The organism is Sorangium sp. So ce302, assembly GCF_051530145.1.
In the GTDB taxonomy this organism is placed as follows: Bacteria; Myxococcota_A; Polyangia; order Polyangiales; family Polyangiaceae; genus Sorangium; species Sorangium cellulosum_B.
Window position 1 is genome coordinate 12,789,135 of record NZ_CP150326.1, and the last position, 20,823, is coordinate 12,809,957.

Here is a 20,823-nt window from a genome sequence, read left to right on the forward strand (position 1 = left end):
GAGGTATCCTGCATGAACTTCCGCGTGCGATTGATGCCAAGCGAGGATCAAAATGTCCCAGCGGTGCGCTGCACTCAATCAGCATGCTTCGACCGTTGAACATCCGCCCGTGGCTTACGCCAGCGCAAATGGATCGCTGGGTACGCAAATATAAGTCCAGGATGAATTGCCAGGGTTGCTTCGCCATCTTGCTCGCGCAGGTAAATCGTTGTCTGCAAGCCGGGCGGATGCGCTGTCTCAAGTGGAATGGAAGTCCATCCGCCGCTGGCTGAAAATGGTTCACGAGGAAAGCCCCAGCGTGCTCGGTGTAGACAGGCGCGGTGGAAAAAGGCACGCCTTCCTATCGCTGGAGGAGGAGGTCGCGGCACTCGAGACGATGCGATAAATTCTCCCGGACATTCTCGATCGTACATGACGGAATCTTTCCGTCGACGCCGCATTCGATCTACTTCGCCGACATGGGCGGCGCAAGCTGATGCCGCGACAGTACCATGCGAAAGCGAGCGTCGAGGTCCAGGAGGTGTCCAAACGGCATTCTCTCGCTCGTTCGTCGCCAAGCAGCCAAATTCTGCCTGCGATCTCCCTGTTCGTGCGCCGTTCGAAGACTTTATTCACGAAAACCACTTCCGCGATACATGGTAGCGAGCGTCATGCCTGAGCAAGAAATTGCTCAAAGTCAGCGTGGAGCTCGGGGAGGGGCAGCGATGCAATTGGATGTGATCATACCAGCATACAATCGCGGAGAGATGCTCAAGCGCACCCTCGATAGCCTGCTCGCCGCACGCGTGCCGCAAGGGGCAGAGGTGCGCGTTACAGTTGTCGACAACAACTCGAAGGACAATACCCGGACTGTTGTCGAGAGTTATGGGGAATAATTTGGTGGTCGGCTCGGCTATATATTTGAAGGGAAGCAGGGAAGGTCGCACGCGCTCAACGCCGGCGTCGTCGCGACGAGCGGCGATCTCGTCGGAATGATTGACGACGATGAAGAGGTCGAGGCTCATTGGTACGCGCGTATCGACCGAGCCTTCCGTGAGGGGAATGTTGATTTTGCCAGCGGACCTTACATTCCGCGGTGGGGAGCTGCGCAGCCCCCGTGGTTGCCGGAAGGCTATCGGGCAGTCATCGGTGCGATCAATGGCGGCGATGAGGTGCGCGTCTACGGCAAAGAGTACGACGGCGTGTTAGCGGGCGGCAACGCGGTCATCACCCGCTCGATGCTGAAAAGGGTCGGGCCATACTCGACCTTGGTCGGGCGAAAAGGTACGCGCCTGCTCGGATGTGAGAATGACGACATGACGCAGCGTCTGTTGGCGGCGGGCGCACACGGTTTGTATTTGCCGGACCTCCTCGTCTATCACCATGTTCCGCCAGAACGGTTGACGGAGCGTTATTATAGAATTGGTGCTTCTGGCACGGCGTCTCGCTTGGCGTGATAGACAGAGAGCGCCTTTTGCCAGTAGCTTATCTTGTCGGAGTGCCGCGGTACCTCTACGGGCGCGCGGCGCGCTCCGTGCTCAGGATCGGTCAGACTCTGTTGAGTAGAGACAGAAGTCCGGCGCAGAATTTCTCGGATGAGCTGGCCATCTGGAGCTTGGCGGGCTTCTTCTACGGTAAGCATTTCTACAGGCCAGACGATGTTCGGGTAGTAGGCGAGAATCGTCCTGCGCAGGGGTGATCCTCACGCTCTGGTTCCTACGCCGAAGGTTCCGTCTGTGAGCTAGCGCGGCGTGTTCGTGCCTCGCTCGTCGTGGCGCTCTCTCGTGACATCAAACCTCTGGCGCGCACCGCGAAGCCTGACGTGTGCGCGCGGCACGCGCCTCTGCTCGCCGCGTCCAAGCTCCCGGAAATAGACGCTTGTATCCCTCCGGATGCTCCGGATCCGTAAGCGCCTGGCCATCGCCACGGGCACTGCCCTTTGCGCTCTCGCCGGGGTCGACCATGCTGGGCGCGGGGCGGCGTGGACCCACGACTCGGCGCGAGCACAGGTGGTCCATAAAGGGGGCTCGGCGAGGCGGCCTCCGTCTACTGGACAAGCATCGATTTCCGATGTAAACTGGCAAATCGAAGGGGGCGGCCCGCCGCTCGTATGTCCGCCAGAGTGCCTCTCTGTTCACGAGCGGCCGGCGCGGCATAGAGCCTAAAACTCGGTGGCAGCGGCGGCGCGACGACGCTATGGCTGCATGGGCTACTTGCGCGCTCTGTGCGCTCATCATCATCAAGCCACAAGAGTTCGTCCCGGCGCTTGGCGCCGTACCGGTGCTGCACGTGATGCTCGCGATCACCGTCGCTTGCATCATCGTCGATGTCCGAAGGCGATGCATCGCGCTGACGATCGCGCCGCAAACGCGTTACGCGATCTGGTTCATGCTGTGGGCGCTCATGACGACCGCGCTGAAGAGCCCTCACGTCTTCGGCGAGCGCGCGCTGGCGCTGCTGCCCACTGCGTGCGTGATGCTCGCGCTCGCTTTCGGGTGCGCCTCGTCGCGGGGCCTCCAGATCTTCGTGCTCACGCTGGTCGGCTGCGCCGTCCTGGTCACCGCCGTCGCGCTCAAGCAGGCGTATGCGCCTCTCGAGTGCATGAAAATCGACCCCACGGCGGCGAGCGGGGAGAACCTGGTGCCCGATGGTCGTCCGTGCGAGTTCCACTACGACTGCCGGCGCGACGCGCCTGACCCCTATGCGGAGTATCGATGCGAGCGTCCGGGTCCGTTCGCGACCACGACCATCAGCAGTCGCGTCCGCTACCGCGGAACGCTCATGGATCCCAACGACCTGTCGCTAATGGCGGGGATGACCATCCCCTTTGTCCTGACCCTCACTGGGCGACATCGAAGACGGGCTCACGCGAGCGCCGGTATGCGCCACGCGCCCGCGTTGCAGCATGCGCCGTGCTGGGACGCGGCGGCCATGGGGCACAGCACGCCCGTTTCCTGGGTAGCGGCGACCTTTCGCGCCGTCTTCGCGACGGCGAACCTGGCCGGGATCGGGACCATGATCGTTTTTGCACGCTCGCGGATGGGGCTCCTCGTGTACCTCGTCATCATCAGCCTGTGCGTCATACAGCGGCACGGCCTGAAGGGCCTCTTCGTGGCAGGGTTCGTGGGCACGCCGATGCTCATGTTCGGGGGCCGGGACGGAGACGAGGCCGACTCGAGCACGGATGCACGCGTCGACCTCTTGCATGAAGGCTTCGACATGATCCAGCGGACCATGGGCATTGGCGTCGGCATGGGCCAGTTCACCGACGAAGCCGTGGGCGCGCAGACCGCGCACAATGCCTACCTGCTCGCCGCTGCAGAAACCGGCGTCGTCGGCGCGAGCCTCTTCGCGCTGCTCCTCTATGCATCGCTGAAGGTATCATTCAAGATCTGGCGCGCCGGCTACAATGTCGACGTCACGGTGTCGCGCTTCGCCCCGGCCGTCTTCGTGAGCCTGTGCGGTGCGCTCGTGGGTATCTTCTTCCTGTCGTGGAGTTACAAGGACGTGCTCTACATCGTGCTCGGCGCCTCAATGGCCCTGTATGGCGCCGCGCGCGCGCAGGACCCCCGCGTCTCGATCCGCCTATCGGCCAAGGAGATTGCCGTCGTGTGCTGCGCCATGTTCGCCCTCCTCGCAGCCTTGAACATCTCCCTTCGCTTGAGAGGGTGAAGGCCAGGCGAGCGAGAGCATTGTCGCCCGCGGAGGGCCCTCGGGGTCAAGGCGCGGTCCGAAGAGAAGACGGAGATGTGACCCGGCGGGGCCCGGCCCCGAGGAAGAGGACCGAGCGATCGCTGCCGAGAGCGGGTCAGTCGCCCCGCGAGCGCTGCCCGACGGAGATCACGCCCGACCAGCCGCGCATCAGGACGCGACTGGCGACCGCGGGCACAGAGCGCGGATTAGCGGCGGGTGGCGATGAGCTGGCGTGCCTCGGGGATGAACGCGAGGACAAGGACGGCGAAGAATAGCGTGTTCGCCACGCCCGCTGCGATGAGCGAGAGGAGGCCGTGGATCGGAAGGAAGCGCGCGGCGACGATGACGATGGAGTAAACGGCGGCGATCGCCACCGTCGGGAGGTGCGTGCGGTAATAACGCAAGACCCCGATGCCCAGCTCCTTCTTGACGACGATGGGGAACACGATGCCGCGCACGAGCATCATCGGGATCGCCGTGCCGAGGCATACCCCGTAGATCCCGAACGGGCGTACGAGGGCGACGCTGAGCGCCACGTTCGCGATCGCCTCGACCGCAGTGATGCTCATCTGGCCGCGCAGCTTCCCGCTCCCGGCGAGCAGGCTCGCGGCGGGCCCGTGCAACAGCATCACATAGTACGAGGGGAGCATGAGGAGCATGACGGTCGAGCTCTGTGATATCCACGGCTTGTCGATCCACAGCGCCAGGAGGTCTGGTCCCAGCGCTGCGATGTTGACGAGGACGTAGGCCGTGAACAGCCCCGTGACGAGGTTCGCACGCTCGAGGAGGCGTGTGAGCCCGGCCGCGTCTCCCTTCTCGGACAGCCCGCTGAAGCGCGGGATGAGCACGGCGCCGATGACACCGATGCTGTACCACGCGATCGTTACAAGGCGTATGCCGATGCTGTAAATCGAAATGTTCTCCAGCGCCCCGGGCATGAAGCAACCAATGACCGCCGAGTCGATCTGGAACCGCAAGACATCGGCGAGGTTGATGAGCAACGTCGCGCCGCCGTAGCGCGTCAGCTTGACCAGGGTCGCGCGATCTGCCGCCCGTGGCGTGAGCCTGCGCGTCCACGGCGCGAGCTTGAGCGCAGCCGAGGCGACGACAACGTTCCTGAACACCACCTCGGTGACCGTGATGCCGCAGAGCAGCGCGAGGGACATGGATCCTGTCGCTGCGAAGTAGAGCACGAGGCCGAGTTTGAATACGGCGTACGACACCGTCTCGGTCGCATCGCATACGAAGAAGAGAGAGCGAGCGCGTAGGCACGCCGCGTACGGCCTCAGCAAGAGCTCCAGCGCGGTGCCCACGCCGAGCGCCAGGATGATGTCTCTGTGCTTCCCGAGCGACGCTGGATACACGCTCGGCAGGACCATCATGAGGACGTTCGTGACCCCAAGCGTCAGGAGGGCGGCCGCGCCGAAGAGGAGGAGGCTCGCGCTCCATACGCTCGTGAGCTCCCGGTTGTTGCCTCGCTCGCACGCGCCCGCGGTGAACTTCATCGTCCCGTTCGACATGCCGAGATCGAGGATCCGCAGCTGGAAGATGAACGAGGTGATGAGGAGCCAGATCCCGTAGTTGATCTCCCCGAGCGCTCCCAGGAGCGCCGGGGTCACGATGAACCCGCCCGCGGTCGACACGAGCGTGTTGAGCCAGGACGCCGAGACGTTCCCGACGGGGAGCAGTCGGGACCAGCGCGACGCGACACTCACGGGCTTGCTCGCCGCCTGTCCATACTCGACATCGATGGATTGCATGTGTCTCGCAAGCCTCGTAAGGCCCGTAAAGTCGATACGTGGCCGTTCCTCGTTCTAGCGCGCCAGGTTTGCCAGGTCCACGCGCTTGTGCCGAATTTGCGGCATGCGCTTTGCCCGGCGCTACGCGGCGGCCGCTCCGGACATCGTCCTGCGTCCCGCGCATTCTAATAGGTCGAATAACGATGCATGCACACCCGTCACGGCAACGGAGCTCACGCCCATGTCGGACGATGAGTTGGATTTCTGACCAATAATGAGTGCCTGCTGGCGGGTCCGAGGAACATGGAATATGGTCTGTTCCCAGGGGAGGGTTGATGTATGAATGAGGTGAAGCCGCTGCGGCAGGAACCGCTGGTGTCGGTGGTGATCCCGACATACAACTATGGTCATTTTGTGGTGGACGCCGTGGAGAGCGTGCTCGCGCAGACTTACAAGCGGCATGAGATCATCGTGGTCGACGACGGGAGTTCCGATGATACGCCCGGGCGGCTGGCTTCCTACCGAGACCGGATACGGTACGTTCGCCAGCAGAACCAGGGCGTGTCCGCGGCGCGCAACCTCGGCATCGGCCTCGCCTCGGGCGAGTGGGTGGCGCTGCTGGACGCCGACGACGTGTGGCATCCGCAGAAGCTGGCCCTGCAGATCAGCGTGTTGAACGCTCACCCTGATCTCTCCGTCATCGGCGGAGCCGGGAGCTCGGGCGCGCTGCCGCCGGACCTGCCTGAGGAACCGGTGGTCGATCGGTTGAGCGTAGTAGACTTTCTGACCTGGACGCCTATGGCGCAGTCCTCCGTGATGGTCCGGCGCCGCTGCTTCGACCGCGTCGGTGGCTTCGACGCCAAACTCCGCTATGCAGAAGATCGCGAGATGTGGATCCGGCTCGCTGCCGCCTTCTCGACGGCTCGGGTGAAGACGCCATTGTACTATTACCGCGCGCACCCCGATCAGGTGAGCCGGAACGCCATGGCGATGTATCAAGGCCTGGTGCTCGTGCTCGAGAGGTTCTTCGAGCAGAATCCCAGATACCGCCACATCCGCCCAGCCGCGTTCGCGTTCCTCTATCGAGACGCCACCCTCGCGTTCATCTGCCAGGACGATCGCTGGACCGCGCTGTCCTTCTTGCTGCGCTGGTTCGTGAGCTACCCGCGCGCTCTGCCACATCCCGACCGCGATTTCTCCTGGGAAAGAACGAAGGTCTTTGCGCGGATCCTCAGAGCGTACCCCTCTGCGTCCTCCTCGATCCGTCATCATGGCGGAGCGCCAAGTCCCGAGCTGACGCCGCGCCGGAGCGGCACCACCGGGGGGGCGTCGTCAATCGACAGCCGGACATGACGTGAACGGGGAATAGACCGCCCGACACGACGGGAACGTTTGAGCTGCGAGGGTAAGCCGAGTCTCTCGGTCTCATCGCTGAGGGCAGCGCGGCGGTGTGGCTCCCGTGCGCCGCGCGTCTGTTCGACCATGCCGGGCCGCGGCGCGGGCGTTCGCCCTACGCCAGCCGGAGGGAAGGGCGCGGCGGGATGGCGCTGCGCGGCGGCAGGGCGTGCGGGCGGGCGAGGAGTGGCGGGCTCTGCGAGTTCGTAGCGTCATGGGGCGGCGTGGCCGAGACCTTCCTCGCGAACGCGCTCGGACACCTCGCGTGCCAGCATGGCTACCGCGCGCGCTTCCTGAGCGCGGACACGATGCTGCGCAAGCCGCGCTAGTGGACCGTTCGATAAATTTTCAACATAGTCGCCGAGCAAGTGAGCCAGGAGGCGTGCGGCGGCGTGACAAGCGTACGCTCGCGCGGATCGTGGAGGCGCAGCCATGCCCTTGTCTCATCCGCGACGTGCGACGAGCCGCCGTCCCAAATCAGGTGCACGCGCCGTGCGTGCCGATGCTCGTGATGAGACTGGAGGTCGGCGGCACGCAGGATCAACGAGACGGTCGAGTGCGAAATCTTCGGCACGATGCCGCGCTCCGCTGCCACTCGAGCGAGTGGTGCGGGTCGACCAGTGGGTCATGTGCAGACCGAGCCCTGCAGGCTCGCAGCAGGCAAGCTTCTCAATGCCAACGCGCTGCAGGGGGACGAAACGTCCGCGGCCGGCCCTCCCGGGGAGCGTCGTGGACGACGTGCACCCCCGACGCCTCGTACCGCCGGCAGAGGTTCCAGATCGTGGTTCGCTCCACCTCGAGACGGTCCGCCACATCCTGCACGACGGTCGCTGGGTCCGCCATGGCCAGTAGGATCCGGGCTCGCCGAGCCACCCGCTGCTCAGTACGCCCATCCCGAACGAGCTGCTCAAGGTAGACAGCATCGTCCGGGGACAGATCGATCACGCGCGGCGGTCGCCTTCGCATCCGCGAGGTCTAGCAGACCCGCCGTGACTATGTTGAAAGACTTCTCGAACAGTCCACTAGCTGCTTCCTGACCTGTCGCACGTCGCCTCACCTTCCGCCCAGGGTACGGATCGGCGCAGGCACGCCTGCGGGCGCAGCTAGGCGTCGTCCTGGCCTCGTCGCCCTGCTCTGGCGCCGTGTCGCCTGTTTGCATACCGCCCCCCGCGACGCTCGTACGAGGTGCTGCTCCCCGCGCCGGAGCGACCGCACGAAGCCTCGCGTCCTGCCCGGGATTCGGTATCCTCTCGACTCCCCCCTCGGGAGGTGTCCGGGCGTATGAAGTTCGAAAAAGACGTCCTTCTGGCCGGCAAATTCCGCCTGGAGCGAGAGCTATCGCACGGCGGGATGGGCTCGATCTGGGTGGCGCAGCACGTACAGCTCGGCACGCTCGTCGCGGTCAAGTTCATGCGCGACTCGTTTTCGCGGCTGCCGGTGCTCCGGGCGCGCTTCGAGCGGGAGGCGCGCGCCGCCGCGCAGCTCAAGAGCCCTCATATCGTGCAGGTCCACGATTTCGGCTTCGAGGAGGAGGACGAGGTGCCCTACCTCGTCATGGAGCTCCTGCAAGGCGAGGATCTCAGCAAGCGCCTCCAGCGGTGCGGCCGCCTCTCGCTCCCGGAGACGCTGAACATCATCGTCCAGGCCGGGAAGGCGCTCCGCAGCGTCCATGAAGCGGGGTTCGTGCACCGCGACCTCAAGCCCGCCAACTTCTTCCTGGCGCGCGTCGACGGCGAGGACGGCGAGATCGTGAAGCTGCTCGACTTCGGGATCGCGAAGGACGTCTCGGCGGTGCTCGCGGCCGATATCTCGGCCACGGGCGAGGTGATGGGCTCGCCCAACTACATGAGCCCGGAGCAGTTCTATGGCGAGCGGGACGTGGACGCGCGCAGCGATCTCTGGTCGCTCGGGGTCATCCTGTTCAAGATGCTCACGGGGCAGCTGCCGTTCCCGGGCGACGCGATCGGGCGCGTGGTCACGAAGGTGATCCTCGGCACGGTGCCGTCGGCGCGCGAGCTCGCCCCCGATCTGCCCAGCGGCATCGACGCGTTCTTCGCGCGGGCGCTGGCGCGCGATCGGGACAAGCGGTTCCAGAACGTGCGCGACATGGTCAACGAGCTCGCGCGCGTCGCGGGCGCGCCGCCGTTCTTCTCGCTCGTGGGGGAGACCTCGCTGGGCGCCGGGTGGTCATCGCGGGGCCCCGGCGGGGAGCCCGGGCTCGCCGACCCCGGCACGCCGCCGGTGGCGCAGCTGACGACGATGCCCATCCAGCGGCGCTCGGACCCGAACGACGTCCGCGCCTCGACACCGAACCCGCAATCGCTGTCGGGCACCTTGACCGGCGCGATCAACCTGTCGACGCCGCACACGGCGCGCGGCGCCATCGCGCGGGTCGCGGGGCGGGTCGCCATCGGGGCGACGATCGTCGCCGTGGGGGGCGGCCTGTTCATCGCCACGCTCAAGGGCGCATCGACCGACGGCGACCAGACCACGACCCAGGCGTCCGCGGCCGCCGCAGCGCCCGCGCCCGCCGCGCCGTCGAGCGGCGCGCCGGCCGGGCTCGCCGCGGTCCCCGCCATCGCGAGCGCTCCCGAGGCGCGCGCCGCGGCGACTCCCGCGGTGGTGCCGGCCCCGCTGCCGCTCGACCCGGGCGCGGGCGCGCCGGGCGCCGCCTCCCCGGCGCCGGCACAGGCATCCGCCGTCCCCTCCGCGGCGGCGGCGCGAAGCGCCGCGCCCGCGCGCCCCGCGTCTCCGGCCACCGCTCGGACCGCGTCGACAGCGGCGCCGCGCAAGGCACTACCGGGTCCTCGCAAGAAGTCCAGCAGCAGGCCGGACTGGGGGCTCTAGCCGGGTGGCTCCGCGTCCCCAGAGAGCAGGAATGCGCTTCCGAGCGGCGGTGATGGGGGCGTTCCTCCTTGTCACGCTCGCCGGCGCGGAGGCGTCCGCGCAGGCGCCGCCCCCGTCGGCGAAGGCGCGGCAGGCGGCCGTCGCGCACGCCAACCAGGGGTGGACGGCCTACCGAGCGCGCCGGTACCGGGACGCGCTCCAGGCCTTCCGCCGAGCCGAGGCCACGGTGCATGCGCCGACCTTCCTGATCATGGTCGCGCGCTCCTGCCACAAGCTCGGCCGCCTGACCGAGGCGCGCTCGGTCTACCAGGTCATCGTCGACGAACAGCTCCCGGCCGACGCCTCGCAGGCGTTCCGGCAGGCGCAGGCCGAGGCGAGGACGGAGCTCGAGGCCGTCTCGTCGCGCATCCCGACCGTGGAGATCACCGTGACGGGCGCGGGCTCGGGGGGCGCGCAGGTGGCGCTCGGCGGGCTGGACGTGCCGCCGTCGACGCCCGTCGCGCGCGATCCGGGCAGCCACACGCTCGCCGTGGGGGCGCCTGGACGACGCGGGCTGACGAAGGAGATCGTCCTCAAGGAGGGGATGAGGGCCAAGGTCGAGGTCGATCTCGAGGCCGGCAAGGTGCGGATCGAGAGCGACAGGACCGGGCGCGATCCGGGCGGCGAGCCGCAGCCGCTCGGCCCTGGGCAGGGTGCGGCCGACGGCAGCGCCCACGAGGGCGGCGGGCCGCTCGGCCCTGGGCAGGGTGCGGCCGACGGCAGCGCCCAGGAGGGCGGTGACGCGGCGGATGGACGTCCGAGCCCGCGAAGCACCGCGGTCGTGTTCACGGGGCTCGCCGCGACGGCCGCGGGGACGGGGCTCGGCGTCGCGTTCGTGTTCCTCTCGAACGGGAAGGCGAGCTCGCAGCAGCGCCTCCTGGAGCCGGCCTGCACGGACCCTGCGCGCTGCCCCGGGCTCGACCTGCGCGAGTACAACGACCTGGGACACGCCAAGGCGGACCTCGCGAACGCGGCGGTCTGGAGCTTCCTGGCCGCGGGCGCGGCGGGGCTCGGCACGGCGGCGTACGTCCTCCTGACAGGGCAGCCCGACGCGCGGGACGCGACGGCGACCGGCCTTTCGGTGAGCCCCATGCCGGGCGGGCTCGTGATCAGCAAGCGCTGGTGAGGTTTCCGAAGAGAGGGATCGTCCCGATGGTGCGCATCGAATCTTGGACGTGGATGGGCCGGGCGCTCTCGACGATCGTCCCGCTGGTCGCGCTCACCGGGGGTAGCTGCGTCTTTTACAGCTACGAGGATGTCGTCCCCGGCACGGGCGGAACAGGCGGAACAGGCGGAACGAGCGCCAGCGCCGGTGGCACCGTGGAGCCTTGTGGGCAAGGGGGTGGCGGCTGCGGCGGGGCGCCCCCGGAGGGCTGCGATGGGCCGGGGAGCCATGTCTCGACTTGCCTTGTCGATGACGGCTTGCTCGCGCGGTATTTCCTCGACGCGTATGACGCCGATGGCAAGCTCGTCGACTCGGGACCGGAGCCGGGGCTCCCGCTCGACGTGGTGCCTGACGGAGAGAGGCTGACGCTGGAAGGCGAGGCGGGGCGCGTGGGCCTCCGCTGGACGACCCTGGGCGGCAACGCGCGCGTGGAGGCCGCGTTTTCTTCGACCGTCACGCCCCCGAGCAAGCTCCTCGTGTCGAAGGCGGCGCTCACGCTCGAGACCGTGGTGAGCGTGACGGACGCGGCGGTCGAGGGCGTGCCGGCTCGCATCCTGTACCTCGGGACCGATACAGGAGAGTTCGGGAAGTACTCGCTGAGCGCGGGCGACCCCGACGGGATGGGAAACCGAGAGCTGCAGTTCCACATCTACGCCAGCTCCCAGACGCTGTTCGTGGGTCAATGGTTCATTCCCCTCGAGGAGATGGAGCGGCCGTGCGTCCTGCACCTCGTGCTGAACGCCGCCGAGGGCGTCGTCGATCTCTACGTGAACGGTGATGTGCGAACGAACGAGATCCTGGAGCGGCCGCCCGCCGACTATGTCTTCACGTGGGCGGAGCCGACGTGGTATCTCGTGCTCGGAAACACGCGGAAGGCCGGGCGCGCTCTTCGCGGCTCGATCCAGTATGCCGCGGTGTACGGCGAGCCGTTGACCCCCGAGCAGGTGAAGGCCAACGCCGCGACGCTGGCGAAGAGCGACGATGGCCCCGGGATGTGAGCTAGTGCGCGCCGCGCCCGCTCCGGGTTCGCGCCGGCGCCCGCGCCCCCTCGCGGCCGGAGAGCGCATAGGTCACCCCGCGCTCCAGCGTCCCCCGCGTCACGATCCCCCCCAGATCGGCCCCCAGCTCCACGAGCGCCTGCGCCACGCTCGGCCGGATCCCGGTGAGCACCACCTCGGCCCCGAGCAGCCGCGCGCTCCGCGCCGCCCGGATCAGCGCGTCCGTCACCTCCGGCCCCGCCTGCGGCACCCCCGTCACGTCGAGGATGGTGATCCGGGCGCGCTGGTGGGAGATCCCGTCCAGCAGCGTCTCGGTGAACTGCGCGCCCCGCTCGCGGGTCAGCTCGCCGACCAGCGGCGCCACCAGCACCCCGTCCGCAATGGGCAACAGCGGCGTTGAGATCGCCCGTATCGTCTCCTGCTGCACGAGCAGCATCTTCTCCCGCAGCTGCCGGGTCCTCGCCTCGGCCCGCACCCGCTCGGTGATGTCCACCGCGATCGCCCCGCATCCGGAGACCCTGCCCTCCTCGTCGCGGAGCGCGAACCTGGTGCTCATGTACACGTGCGTCCCGTCGGCCAGCTCCATCTCGTCCTCGGAGGTGATGGGCTCGGACGACTCCATCGCCGCCCGGTCCTGCGTCGCGAACCGGTCAGCGATCTCCGCGGGGAACAGGTCGTGCTGGGTCTTCCCCATCAGCTCCTCGCGGGGCTTGCCGAGGAGCGCCTCGACCGGCGGGTTCAGCAGCGTGTGGCGGCCCTCGCTGTCCCGCGCGAACATGAGCATCGGCGCGTTCTGAATGAAGGCCTCCAGCAGCGCGGCGCCCCGGCGCCTCTGCGCCTCGGACTCCACGCGCGCGGTGACGTCGATGGTCACCACCGCCACGAAGCGGTTCCCGCTCGCGTCCTCGAACGCAACGTAGCTCGGCTCGGTCCAGAGCCGACGCCGCTCCTTGTAGAGCTCGCCCGGCTCGGTGTCGTAGGGGACCGGGGGCAGCGTGACCACCTCCCCGGCGAGCGCTCGGCGGAAGGCCTCGGCGTGGCCCGTCTTCACCGCCTGCGGATCCTCCAGAGCGTTGTACTTGCCGATGATCTGCTCGGGGCTGATGCGCCACCGCGCGCAGTCGGCCCGGTTGATCGCGACGAGGAGCCCGTCCGCGCGGTGGACCACCAGCGGTACGGTCACCGCATCGAAGAGCGCGCGGTAAGGCACGCTGTCCGCGAGCTCGCGCTGCGCGTCGCGCGGCGCCGCGCCCGAGCTGAGCCTTCGCTCCAGCTCCTCCACGCGAGCCCGGAGCCGCGCGTTCTCTGCCTTGATTCGCTCGTCGCTCTGCCGATCGATCTCCATCGTTCCCCCTGAGCCCTGCCCGATCTGCGACATCACGCGCGGCCGCTCGCCGCCGAGGAGAGCGCGCTCAGCCCCCCTGAGCCCTGCGCGCCGCTCTCCGCCCGCGGCCGCCCCGGAGTTCTTCTGCGCTGAAATGGTGCACCATCAGGCCGGCCCCGTGAAGCACTGAATCGGCCGGGGCTGGCTCGTTCTCGCGGGCTGGCGCGTCGACAGCGGTACTCCCACGCACGACCGACTCGCCCTCATCGCAGCCCCGCGCACCACCGACCGGGACCTGCCCTTCGTGCTCGCCGCCTCGTACATCGGAGCATCTCGGAGGCGCTATCGACACGGCGAAAGACACCTTCGATCCGGACGGACGCCGCTTCGTGTTTGCGTGGCTCCTGTTCCCGGAGAATGTCCTGTCGACCAGGGGCAGGTTCCGCGGCTCGGGCTCGCCGTCCGTGGCTAGGGAAGAAAGACGGTGATCACCCGGGTGGTCGACTCCGGGATGCCGGTGAGGTTGTTGACGCAGCTCGGGTAGTACATGCCGTTCGTGTTGAGCTGCTGGCAGTAGGCGGCGCACGACCCGCGGATGCTGAGCATCCCGCACTGCTGGACGGCCCCGCCGCTGGTGAGGTGACCGGCGGCGCAGTCCCGCAAGAGCGACCGTGCATGGTCGCGATTCGCCTCGTCGTAGCAGGCGTTCAGGTACGGAGAGGGGGCAAACAGATTGCCCCAGAAGGCGCCTTCCAGATGCGTGTAGGTCGTGAGCTCGAGGGTACCGGTCTTGTCGATGGCCGAGGGGGTGCCCCGCGAGGAGATCGTCACGGAGACGCCGTACCAGTTCGTCCGCGACGCGAGGCACGCCGAGATCCACTGCTGGTCCATCAGGCCGAGCGGCTTGGTGCTCCAGTCCGGCACGAGGCCGATGATCCCCCTGTACTCCTCGTTGTGCACCGTGCCCGAGCCGTCGGTCCACGAGAAGCTGAACGACTGCGAGGGGGGGAACGCACAGCCGACCACATAGCTGAGGAGCTGGCGCGAGAGATCGCCGGCCGCGCCCGGATCCCGGATCGCGCTCAGGGCCGCCGGGCTCAATGCGTTGGGGTTGAGGGCGTTGGGGTTGAGGGCGTTGGGGTTGAGGGCGTTGGGGTTGAGGGCGTTGGGGTTGAGGGCGTTGGGGTTGAGGGCGTTGACGAACTCGAGCGCGCTAAGGGCAACTCCTAAGGAGTCCTCCTCCTCTTCCTGAACTGCGACGCAGCCGACCAAAGACACGAGCAAAAGCGCTGCGAAATCAGCGATGCTGATCCGGTACATCGTCGTTTTCCCCCCCCCGGGTTCGTCCCTTCGTGCCCTCGTCGAAGGTCACATGGGGTGTACCGATGACTAGCCATCATGTCCAGTACTCAACAGGCGATTTGTGTAGAAATCTGAAGTCGTTGGAGTCAGGGGTGCTCTGTCCACGGCGTGCCGGGCGAGCGCGAGACCGCGTGTCGCGTTCGTCGCGCGCCGTCTGAGACCCAGCAAGGAGCATGGATGATCGAAATCTCACATTGCATGAAGGCTCGACAGAAGGGCAACGAGCGGTCTGTGTGTCGTTGCAATGTGCAGTGTGGCGATAGGAGCGTGCGCGGGGCCGGGGGCAATGGCGCGAGGCACGCCGCTGACGAGCGCGCCGCCGAGCGCCCCGGCAGGCGCTGTCAGGGGATCTCGTGCGCGGGGGCCGAGCGGGTGGTGATCGAGCTGCTCGGGTCTGCGATCCGGCTCACCCGGGGTCGATCTCGCCGTCGCCGCGCGGGCCCTGCGCCGGAGGCGGCGAGGTCGGTTCCGGGGAAGGCTGCGCGCCCTGCGCCGGCGGCGCGGCGATCGGGTAAGGCTGCGCACCCTGCACCGGCGGCGCGCCGCTCGGGTAAGCGTGCATCGGGCCCGCCTGGAAGGGCGGACGGAAGCTGGCTGTCGTGCGCCGCTGCCGCCGGACGATCGCGCGAAGGGCGTAGTAGAGCGCCGCGAAGAACGCCGCCAGGAGCAGCAACGTGGGGCCGATCGAGGCGGCGAGGACCGCGGTTTTCACGGCGACGACCCCTGCGTTCTCGATTCCCTCGCTGGCCGCGCGGGCGATCTTGCCGCCGGCGCCCAATGTCTGCTCCTCGCCGCGCGCCGTGATCGACATCTTCACGGTCGCATAGGCGATCTGCCCCTCCAGCAACCGCTCCTGCGCCTCGATCTGCTCGATCGTCTCACGCACGCTCCCGAGCTGCTTCTCGACGGCGACAACGTCCGCGAGGCTCCCCGTCCTGTCGGAGAGCAGGTCGAGCAGCCGCTTCTCCTGGGCGCGGGCGTTCCGCAGCCGCGCGCCGATGTCCGCGCGCTGCTCGGTCACGTCCTCGGCCTTCTCCGCGTCGTCGACCACCTCGCCGACCGACGCCACCGCGGCGCGGAACGCGCCGACCTTCGCCGAGGGGACCCGCGCCTCGAGCGACGCGCTCCGGTGCGGGCCGCCGTGCACCCGGGCCTCGCTCACGTAGCCGCCGTGCTCCTCGACCGCGGTCCGCAGCCGCTGCATCGCCGGCTCGAAGGCGTCGACAAGGATCGCGGTCTCGACGGTGATCCGCATCGCCCTCCCGGCGAGCGGCGGCGCCGCGGGTGATGGCCCCGGCGCTCGCTGATCCAGCGCCGCGGCCTGCGCGGGCGGGGCCGACCCGGAATGGTCCCCTCTGGCGCAGGCGCTCGTCAGCGTCACCGCCAGGAGCAGCACGGCAGGCAGCCTCATGCAGGAGCGCATGAGGTGACCATAGCGGTTCGAGCGAGCGCCCGCGAGCGGCGCCCGCGAGCCCACCCCGGGCGAGGACGCGGACACGCCGTGCGCGCCGGTGGCGGGCCCGCCCGTTGCGAGGCGGGCGCCGACCATGTCGACACGCGAAGAGGACATCCCGGGATACGACGCGATCATCGTCGGCGGAGGGCCGGCCGGCCTCAGCGCGGCGCTCATCCTGGGGCGCTGCCGGAGGCGCGTCCTCGTGTGCGACTCGGGGCAGTACCGCAACCACACGGCGCGCGAAATGCACGGCTTCCTGTCGCGCGACGGGATCGCGCCGCCCGAGCTCCGGCGGATAGCGCGCGAACAGCTGGCGCCGTACGGCGTCGAGATCCGCGAGGCCGCCGTCACCGACGTCCGCCGCGGAGCGAGGCGCTTCGAGGTGACGCTGGAAGGCGGCGAGCGCCTGCGCTGCCGCAAGCTGCTGCTCGCCACCGGGCTCGTCGACCGGCTGCCGGAGCTGCCGGGGCTCCCCGCGATGTACGGCAAGAGCGCGCACCACTGCCCCTACTGCGATGGATGGGAGGCGCGCGATCAGGCGATCGGCGTCTACGGACAGGGCAGCACCGGGGTCTCGCTCGCCGTGAACATGAAGACGTGGAGCGATGACGTGGTCCTGTTCACGGACGGGCCAGCGTCCCTGTCGAGATCGGACGCGGATCGGCTCGCGCGCCACCGGATCGGCGTGCGCGAGGAGCGTGTCGTCCGGCTCGAGGGCAGGGACGGGATGCTGGAGCGCGTGGTGCTCGAGGACGGCAGCGCGGTGGAGCGCCGCTCGCTCTTCCTCAAGGCGAAGCAGGAGCAGGGGTCGGATCTGGCCGAGCGGCTCCGCTGCACGGTCACGGAGGAGCGGGGCGTCGAGACGGTCGCCGAGCACGAGGAGACGACCCGCGAAGGGGTCTTCGTCGCCGGGGACGCCTCGAAGGAGGTGCTGCTCGCCATCATGGCCGCCGCCGAGGGAGCCGCCGCGGCGTTCGGGATCAACTGCGCGCTGCAAGACGAGGAGCTCGCGTAGCGGGGCAGCGCGCCCTCGTCGGCGCTGCCCGGACAGGCGCTCAGTCGCCCCGACCGCCCGGCCCGCGCCCGCGGCCAGGCCCCGGCCCGAACGGCGGCGGGCCCGGGCGCCGCCGCCGCTCGGCCTCGAGCTCCTCGTAGCGGGTGAGCTGCTCGGGCGTGAGCACGCCCTTCACGCGCGCGTCGGTGCGATCGCGGAGGGCGTCGAGCGCGGGGCGGCACTCGGAGAGGAGCCTGTCCCGCTCGGCCTCGGCCTCGGCGAGGGTCGCCCTGAGCTCGCGCACCTGGCGGTCGGTGAGGTCGAGGTGGCGGCGCATCGCCTTGAGGCGGAACTGGGCGCGCGCCTCGGTCGGAGGGCCCCGGAAGGTGGCCTCGAGCTCGTGCAGGGCCGTGACGTGACCGAAGGCCACGCCTGCGACGTGGCCGAAGAGGAAGACGGCGGCGAGCACGGCCAGGGGCTTCCAGCGCGCCGGGGCAGGCGGGGGCGCGGGGCGCAGGGTCATTCGCTCGCCTCGACGGTCTCGACGGAGGCCATGATCGCGCTGTCGACGTCGCGCTGCGTGTGCAGGAAGAAGAGGACGCTCGCGGCCGCCGCGAGGGCGGTGACGACGATCGCGGCGCGACCCGAACGGACGATGCCGTCAGCCACCGCGACGCGCGCGGGCAGGGGAGCGGCCGTCGCGGCGCGGAGCACGGCCTCGGTGAAGGCGGCGTCCGGCGCGATGGCCTCGGTGGCGCGGGCGATGCGGGCGAGCGGGTCGTCGGGCGCCGCCGCGGCGCGCAGCACGGCCGCGGTGAAGCGGTCGTCGGCGTCGAGGCGGTCGGTCGCGGCCGCGAGGCGCGCGAGATCCCGATCGAGCTCTGTCCGGTCGTCGTCGCGGTCAGGCATGAGGCGCCTCCTTCTCGGTCTGCCGCGCGCGGAGCGCCGCGCGGGCGCGGACCAAACGTTGCTCAACGGCGCCCTCGGAGCAACCGAGCGCGGCCGCGGCCTCCTTCGCGGGCAGCCCCTCGACGGCGACGAGGACGAGCGCGGCGCGCTCCTGGGGCGGCAGCGCGGCGAGCAGGGCGTCGAGCTCGCGCAGCGCGACGCGCGCCTCGGCGGAGACGAGGCCGTCGAAGCGCGGCTCGGCGGGCGCCTCGCGCGGGGTGTCGCGGCGGCGCCGGAGGGCGTCGAGGGAGGCGTTCGTCACGATGCGGTACAGCCAGGTCTCCACCTTCGATCTCCCGTCGTAGCGCCCCTCGCGCAGGGCGCGGTAGGCGTCGACGAACGCCTCCTGAAGGGCGTCCTCGGCCTCCGCGAGGTCGCCGACGAGGCGCGCGGCGAGGCGGTACATCGGCGCGCGCGTGTGCTCGACGATCTGCCGGAAGGCCGCGTCGTCGCCCCCGGCGACGCGCGCTGCGACGAGCCTGAGGTCGACGATCACGAGCCCTCGCGATTCTGCGCCCATCGCACCGCGCGTGCCACCGGGACCGGCGCTCAGCGGCGCTCGGGGCCGTGGTCGCCGTGCCCGGGGTCGTGATCGCCGTGCCGGGGGCCGTGGTCGCCGTGCCGGGGGCCGTGGTCGCCGTGCCGGGGGCCGTGGTCGCCGTGCCCGGGGCCGTGGTCCGGCCTGCCCGCGGTCGGGCCCCTCCCGAGGCGATCGGCTAGGGCGTTGCGCTGCGCGACGTCGAGGATCGGGACGATCGCGCCCAGCATGTCGATCATGTGGCCCAGGTGCGCCCGTGGGCCCATCTCCGCGTCCGCGGCCGGCAGGAACGCGTTCGCGTCGAAGCGGTCCGCGGCGAACGTCTCGAGCCGCGCGCGCATCTCGGCGCGCTTCGCCGCATGCCTCGCGTCCACGTCAGCGTCGCTCGGTCGCAGGCTCTCGAGGGCCTTGTCGAGCTGCGCGCGCTGCTGGTCGCTGAGGTTGAGGCCGTGGAGGAGGTGGCCCAGCGGACCGCCCCTCATGCCGGGGCCGTGCATCATGCCGGGGCCGTGCATCCCGGCGCGCTCGCCGCGCGGGCCGCGGTCGCCCCTCTCTCCTCGCTCATCCATCCTCGCGGCGATCGCGTCGACGAGCTTTCGGCGCTGCTCCTTCGTGAGCGTGGCCTGCAGGGTGCTCAGCGCCCCGGCGACGCGCGCACGGTGCTCCTCGGGCACTGGGCCGGCGTCCGGGAGCTTCGCCTCGATCGCGGCCCGATCGATCTTGCCTGCGCGCACGCCCTCGGCGAGCGCCGCGAGGACGGCCCCGTGGTCCGGGTGCTCCTTCGCGCCGTCGTGCAGGCCCTCGAGGGCACCCTTAATCGTCGCCTTCTGCGCGTCCGAGAGGTCGAGCTCGTGGAGCGCTGCGCGCAGGAGGTGCTCCGGGCCGTGGTGGCCGCCGAAGCCCTTCCGGTGGCCGCCGGGGCGGTCCCCCTTCGACGGCCCCTGAGCGAGCGCCGCCTCGGCGGCCTCCTCGCTCGGGGACGTGTCGCCCTGCCCCGGCTCCGCCGTGCAACCGGCCGCGCCGACGAGCGCGCCGACGAGCGGCAATATCCCACCAAGCCTCCACCAACGAGACTGCGTCATGGACTCTTCTCCTGGGTCGCCCGCGTCGTGCCGAGCGGGTCGTTCATCCCTGTGACGCCGGCGGGGAGGGGGGCCCTACGAGGGTGAGCTACTTTTTCTGAGGCGGGCTCTCGAGCACGCTCCGCTGCCAGCCGGGAGAGGCCAACGCGGGCGGGATCGGGCCCGGCCTTACCGCACGCTGGCGATCAGGTGGGTGCGCGTCCCCTGCGGTGTGGCGACCTCGGCCTCGTCGCCCTCCGACAGGCCCAGCAGGGACGCGCCGAGGGGGCTCGTCGTGGCGAGGGTCTGCAGCTCGACCCCCTGGAACTGGATGCGCTCGCCGCCCGCGGCCGGCAGGACGAAGTAGAGCGCGCGCCGCTTTCCGCTCTCCAGCTCCACCAGCGCCGAGCTCTCGATGCCCGCACCAGGGCCGAACTCGCGCACCGTGACGGCGCCCAGCCTGGCGAGCGCCTGCTCGATCTGGAGCACGCGCTCGCTGTGACCTCGCGCCACGTAAGACGCCTCGGTGGCGCGCATGTCCTTGTCGCCCTCGGCGCGGTTCTCCTCGTGCGTCACGGCGCTCGCGGCGTCGCGCGCCCGCTCGGTGAAGCGCTCGAGCTCACGGGCGAGCTGATCCTTCAGGGCCGCAAGCAACGCGCGTTTGTCGATGGCCGGTGGCATGGACACGCACATCTTACCAGACGGGATCGCGGAGGTCACTCCACGGTCGTCAGGCGCCGCGCGGCGCTGAGGACAGCCGAGGGGCGCAGCCGTCCTCAGCGCCGCGCGGCGCGCGTCCGTCGCCGCCGGTCACAGATGAGGAGACGGGAGGCGGCCCGGCTCCACCGGGACGGCCGCGCGCCTGCCCGCCGGCGAGCGGCGCCGAGCGCACACCTGCGCTGATTGCAACTCTGTAATGGATGCCTCTCGCACAGAGTCGCAGTTCATGGCGCCTTTTCGCGTCGAGATCTCCCCGCTCCTTGCAGATGTGCAATCCATGCGCGTCGCGCGCGGCGGACTGCCGACGCGCTTATCGTTCGTGTGAATCGAATGTTTCAAGACGGTGACTTGGAAGCACGAAGACGCACGAGGAAGAGCGATGACGCCCCGCGACGGCGAGCCGGAGAACCGCTCAGGAATCGTTCAGGAATCTTCGTTGCCGGGGAAGGGTGAGTAGTGTAGATTCCTAATCTGCTGCGCCGCTGCTCCGGGCTGGAACGCATCGACACGAGAGCATGGGTGTCGATGCGGCGCCGACGCACAGCCTGGAGCGCGCGGGCCGAGC

At 69.4% G+C, this 20,823-nt stretch carries 16 protein-coding genes and 1 pseudogene; 8 read left to right on the plus strand and 9 right to left on the minus strand.

The features are described 5' to 3' along the window. Positions 1–704: 704 nt before the first annotated feature. Together WME73_RS48320 and WME73_RS48325 are read left to right on the plus strand one after the other, a co-directional pair. Positions 705–1,436, plus strand: a pseudogene (locus WME73_RS48320) (glycosyltransferase). 739 nt (positions 1,437–2,175) lie between these two features. After that, the gene (locus WME73_RS48325) at positions 2,176–3,651 is read left to right on the plus strand and encodes an O-antigen ligase family protein (protein WP_437913996.1); all 1,476 of its coding nucleotides are present in this window, start codon (positions 2,176–2,178) and stop codon (positions 3,649–3,651) included. A gap of 227 nt (positions 3,652–3,878) precedes the next feature. Here the strand turns inward: WME73_RS48325 and WME73_RS48330 are convergent, their stop codons facing one another. Continuing rightward, complete coding sequence (locus tag WME73_RS48330; protein ID WP_437913997.1) at positions 3,879–5,432, minus strand: hypothetical protein; 1,554 nt, start codon at positions 5,430–5,432, stop codon at positions 3,879–3,881. Positions 5,433–5,750: 318 nt separating this feature from the next. On the opposite strand from WME73_RS48330, the gene WME73_RS48335 reads away from it, so the two are divergent. The 5 genes from WME73_RS48335 (at position 5,751) to WME73_RS48355 (ending at position 11,855) form a co-directional block, all read left to right on the plus strand. Beyond that, positions 5,751–6,764, plus strand: a complete 1,014-nt coding sequence (locus tag WME73_RS48335) for a glycosyltransferase family 2 protein (RefSeq protein ID WP_437913998.1) — start codon at positions 5,751–5,753, stop codon at positions 6,762–6,764. A 188-nt stretch (positions 6,765–6,952) separates the two neighbouring features. Further along, positions 6,953–7,135 carry a hypothetical protein gene (locus tag WME73_RS48340; RefSeq protein WP_437913999.1) on the plus strand — a complete coding sequence of 61 codons (183 nt, stop codon included), beginning with the start codon at positions 6,953–6,955 and terminating at the stop codon, positions 7,133–7,135. 952 nt (positions 7,136–8,087) lie between these two features. After that, a complete protein-coding gene (locus WME73_RS48345) occupies positions 8,088–9,653 on the plus strand; it encodes a serine/threonine-protein kinase (RefSeq protein WP_437914000.1) in 1,566 nt (521 codons plus the stop codon). 31 nt (positions 9,654–9,684) lie between these two features. After that, complete coding sequence (locus tag WME73_RS48350; protein WP_437914001.1) at positions 9,685–10,818, plus strand: tetratricopeptide repeat protein; 1,134 nt, start codon at positions 9,685–9,687, stop codon at positions 10,816–10,818. Between the two features lie 26 nt (positions 10,819–10,844). After that, complete coding sequence (locus WME73_RS48355; RefSeq protein ID WP_437914002.1) at positions 10,845–11,855, plus strand: hypothetical protein; 1,011 nt, start codon at positions 10,845–10,847, stop codon at positions 11,853–11,855. A gap of 1 nt (position 11,856) precedes the next feature. Here WME73_RS48355 and WME73_RS48360 read toward each other — a convergent pair whose 3' ends face one another. The 3 genes from WME73_RS48360 to WME73_RS48370 all read right to left on the minus strand — a co-directional run bounded on the left by WME73_RS48360 (position 11,857) and on the right by WME73_RS48370 (position 15,964). Then, positions 11,857–13,233 carry a PAS domain-containing protein gene (locus WME73_RS48360; protein WP_437917512.1) on the minus strand — a complete coding sequence of 459 codons (1,377 nt, stop codon included), beginning with the start codon at positions 13,231–13,233 and terminating at the stop codon, positions 11,857–11,859. A gap of 414 nt (positions 13,234–13,647) precedes the next feature. Then, positions 13,648–14,499, minus strand: a complete 852-nt coding sequence (locus WME73_RS48365; RefSeq protein WP_437914003.1) for a hypothetical protein — start codon at positions 14,497–14,499, stop codon at positions 13,648–13,650. A 448-nt stretch (positions 14,500–14,947) separates the two neighbouring features. After that, on the minus strand, positions 14,948–15,964 hold the full coding sequence (locus WME73_RS48370; RefSeq protein ID WP_437914004.1) for a DUF4349 domain-containing protein: 1,017 nt from the start codon (positions 15,962–15,964) through the stop codon (positions 14,948–14,950). 124 nt (positions 15,965–16,088) lie between these two features. Between WME73_RS48370 and WME73_RS48375 the strand changes: the two genes are divergently transcribed. Further along, positions 16,089–17,012, plus strand: a complete 924-nt coding sequence (locus WME73_RS48375) for an NAD(P)/FAD-dependent oxidoreductase (RefSeq protein ID WP_437914005.1) — start codon at positions 16,089–16,091, stop codon at positions 17,010–17,012. A gap of 40 nt (positions 17,013–17,052) precedes the next feature. Here the strand turns inward: WME73_RS48375 and WME73_RS48380 are convergent, their stop codons facing one another. The 5 genes from WME73_RS48380 to WME73_RS48400 form a co-directional block, all read right to left on the minus strand. Continuing rightward, complete coding sequence (locus WME73_RS48380; RefSeq protein ID WP_437743039.1) at positions 17,053–17,514, minus strand: hypothetical protein; 462 nt, start codon at positions 17,512–17,514, stop codon at positions 17,053–17,055. Next, entirely contained in the window at positions 17,511–17,900 is a 390-nt protein-coding gene (locus WME73_RS48385; protein WP_437743040.1) for a hypothetical protein, read from the minus strand. The genes WME73_RS48380 and WME73_RS48385 overlap by 4 nt, the downstream gene beginning before the upstream one ends. After that, positions 17,893–18,459, minus strand: a complete 567-nt coding sequence (locus tag WME73_RS48390) for an RNA polymerase sigma factor (protein WP_437743041.1) — start codon at positions 18,457–18,459, stop codon at positions 17,893–17,895. The genes WME73_RS48385 and WME73_RS48390 overlap by 8 nt, the downstream gene beginning before the upstream one ends. Before the next feature lie 29 nt (positions 18,460–18,488). Further along, a complete protein-coding gene (locus tag WME73_RS48395) occupies positions 18,489–19,559 on the minus strand; it encodes a Spy/CpxP family protein refolding chaperone (RefSeq protein ID WP_437914006.1) in 1,071 nt (356 codons plus the stop codon). Positions 19,560–19,727: 168 nt separating this feature from the next. Further along, positions 19,728–20,219 carry a GreA/GreB family elongation factor gene (locus WME73_RS48400; protein ID WP_437743043.1) on the minus strand — a complete coding sequence of 164 codons (492 nt, stop codon included), beginning with the start codon at positions 20,217–20,219 and terminating at the stop codon, positions 19,728–19,730. Between the last annotated feature and the right edge of the window lie 604 nt (positions 20,220–20,823).

Bases quoted from the DNA above. Each gene is read 5' to 3' on its own strand.
- WME73_RS48390 (WP_437743041.1), bottom strand. From the start codon at position 18,459: ATGGGCGCAGAATCGCGAGGGCTCGTGATCGTCGACCTCAGGCTCGTC.
- WME73_RS48380 (WP_437743039.1), bottom strand. From the start codon at position 17,514: ATGACCCTGCGCCCCGCGCCCCCGCCTGCCCCGGCGCGCTGGAAGCCC.
- WME73_RS48330 (WP_437913997.1), bottom strand. From the start codon at position 5,432: ATGCAATCCATCGATGTCGAGTATGGACAGGCGGCGAGCAAGCCCGTG.
- WME73_RS48375 (WP_437914005.1), top strand. From the start codon at position 16,089: ATGTCGACACGCGAAGAGGACATCCCGGGATACGACGCGATCATCGTC.
- WME73_RS48370 (WP_437914004.1), bottom strand. From the start codon at position 15,964: ATGCGCTCCTGCATGAGGCTGCCTGCCGTGCTGCTCCTGGCGGTGACG.
- WME73_RS48365 (WP_437914003.1), bottom strand. From the start codon at position 14,499: ATGTACCGGATCAGCATCGCTGATTTCGCAGCGCTTTTGCTCGTGTCT.
- WME73_RS48340 (WP_437913999.1), top strand. From the start codon at position 6,953: ATGGCGCTGCGCGGCGGCAGGGCGTGCGGGCGGGCGAGGAGTGGCGGG.
- WME73_RS48360 (WP_437917512.1), bottom strand. From the start codon at position 13,233: ATGTCGCAGATCGGGCAGGGCTCAGGGGGAACGATGGAGATCGATCGG.
- WME73_RS48345 (WP_437914000.1), top strand. From the start codon at position 8,088: ATGAAGTTCGAAAAAGACGTCCTTCTGGCCGGCAAATTCCGCCTGGAG.
- WME73_RS48335 (WP_437913998.1), top strand. From the start codon at position 5,751: ATGAATGAGGTGAAGCCGCTGCGGCAGGAACCGCTGGTGTCGGTGGTG.
- WME73_RS48350 (WP_437914001.1), top strand. From the start codon at position 9,685: ATGCGCTTCCGAGCGGCGGTGATGGGGGCGTTCCTCCTTGTCACGCTC.
- WME73_RS48355 (WP_437914002.1), top strand. From the start codon at position 10,845: ATGGTGCGCATCGAATCTTGGACGTGGATGGGCCGGGCGCTCTCGACG.
- WME73_RS48325 (WP_437913996.1), top strand. From the start codon at position 2,176: ATGGCTGCATGGGCTACTTGCGCGCTCTGTGCGCTCATCATCATCAAG.
- WME73_RS48395 (WP_437914006.1), bottom strand. From the start codon at position 19,559: ATGACGCAGTCTCGTTGGTGGAGGCTTGGTGGGATATTGCCGCTCGTC.
- WME73_RS48400 (WP_437743043.1), bottom strand. From the start codon at position 20,219: ATGCCACCGGCCATCGACAAACGCGCGTTGCTTGCGGCCCTGAAGGAT.
- WME73_RS48385 (WP_437743040.1), bottom strand. From the start codon at position 17,900: ATGCCTGACCGCGACGACGACCGGACAGAGCTCGATCGGGATCTCGCG.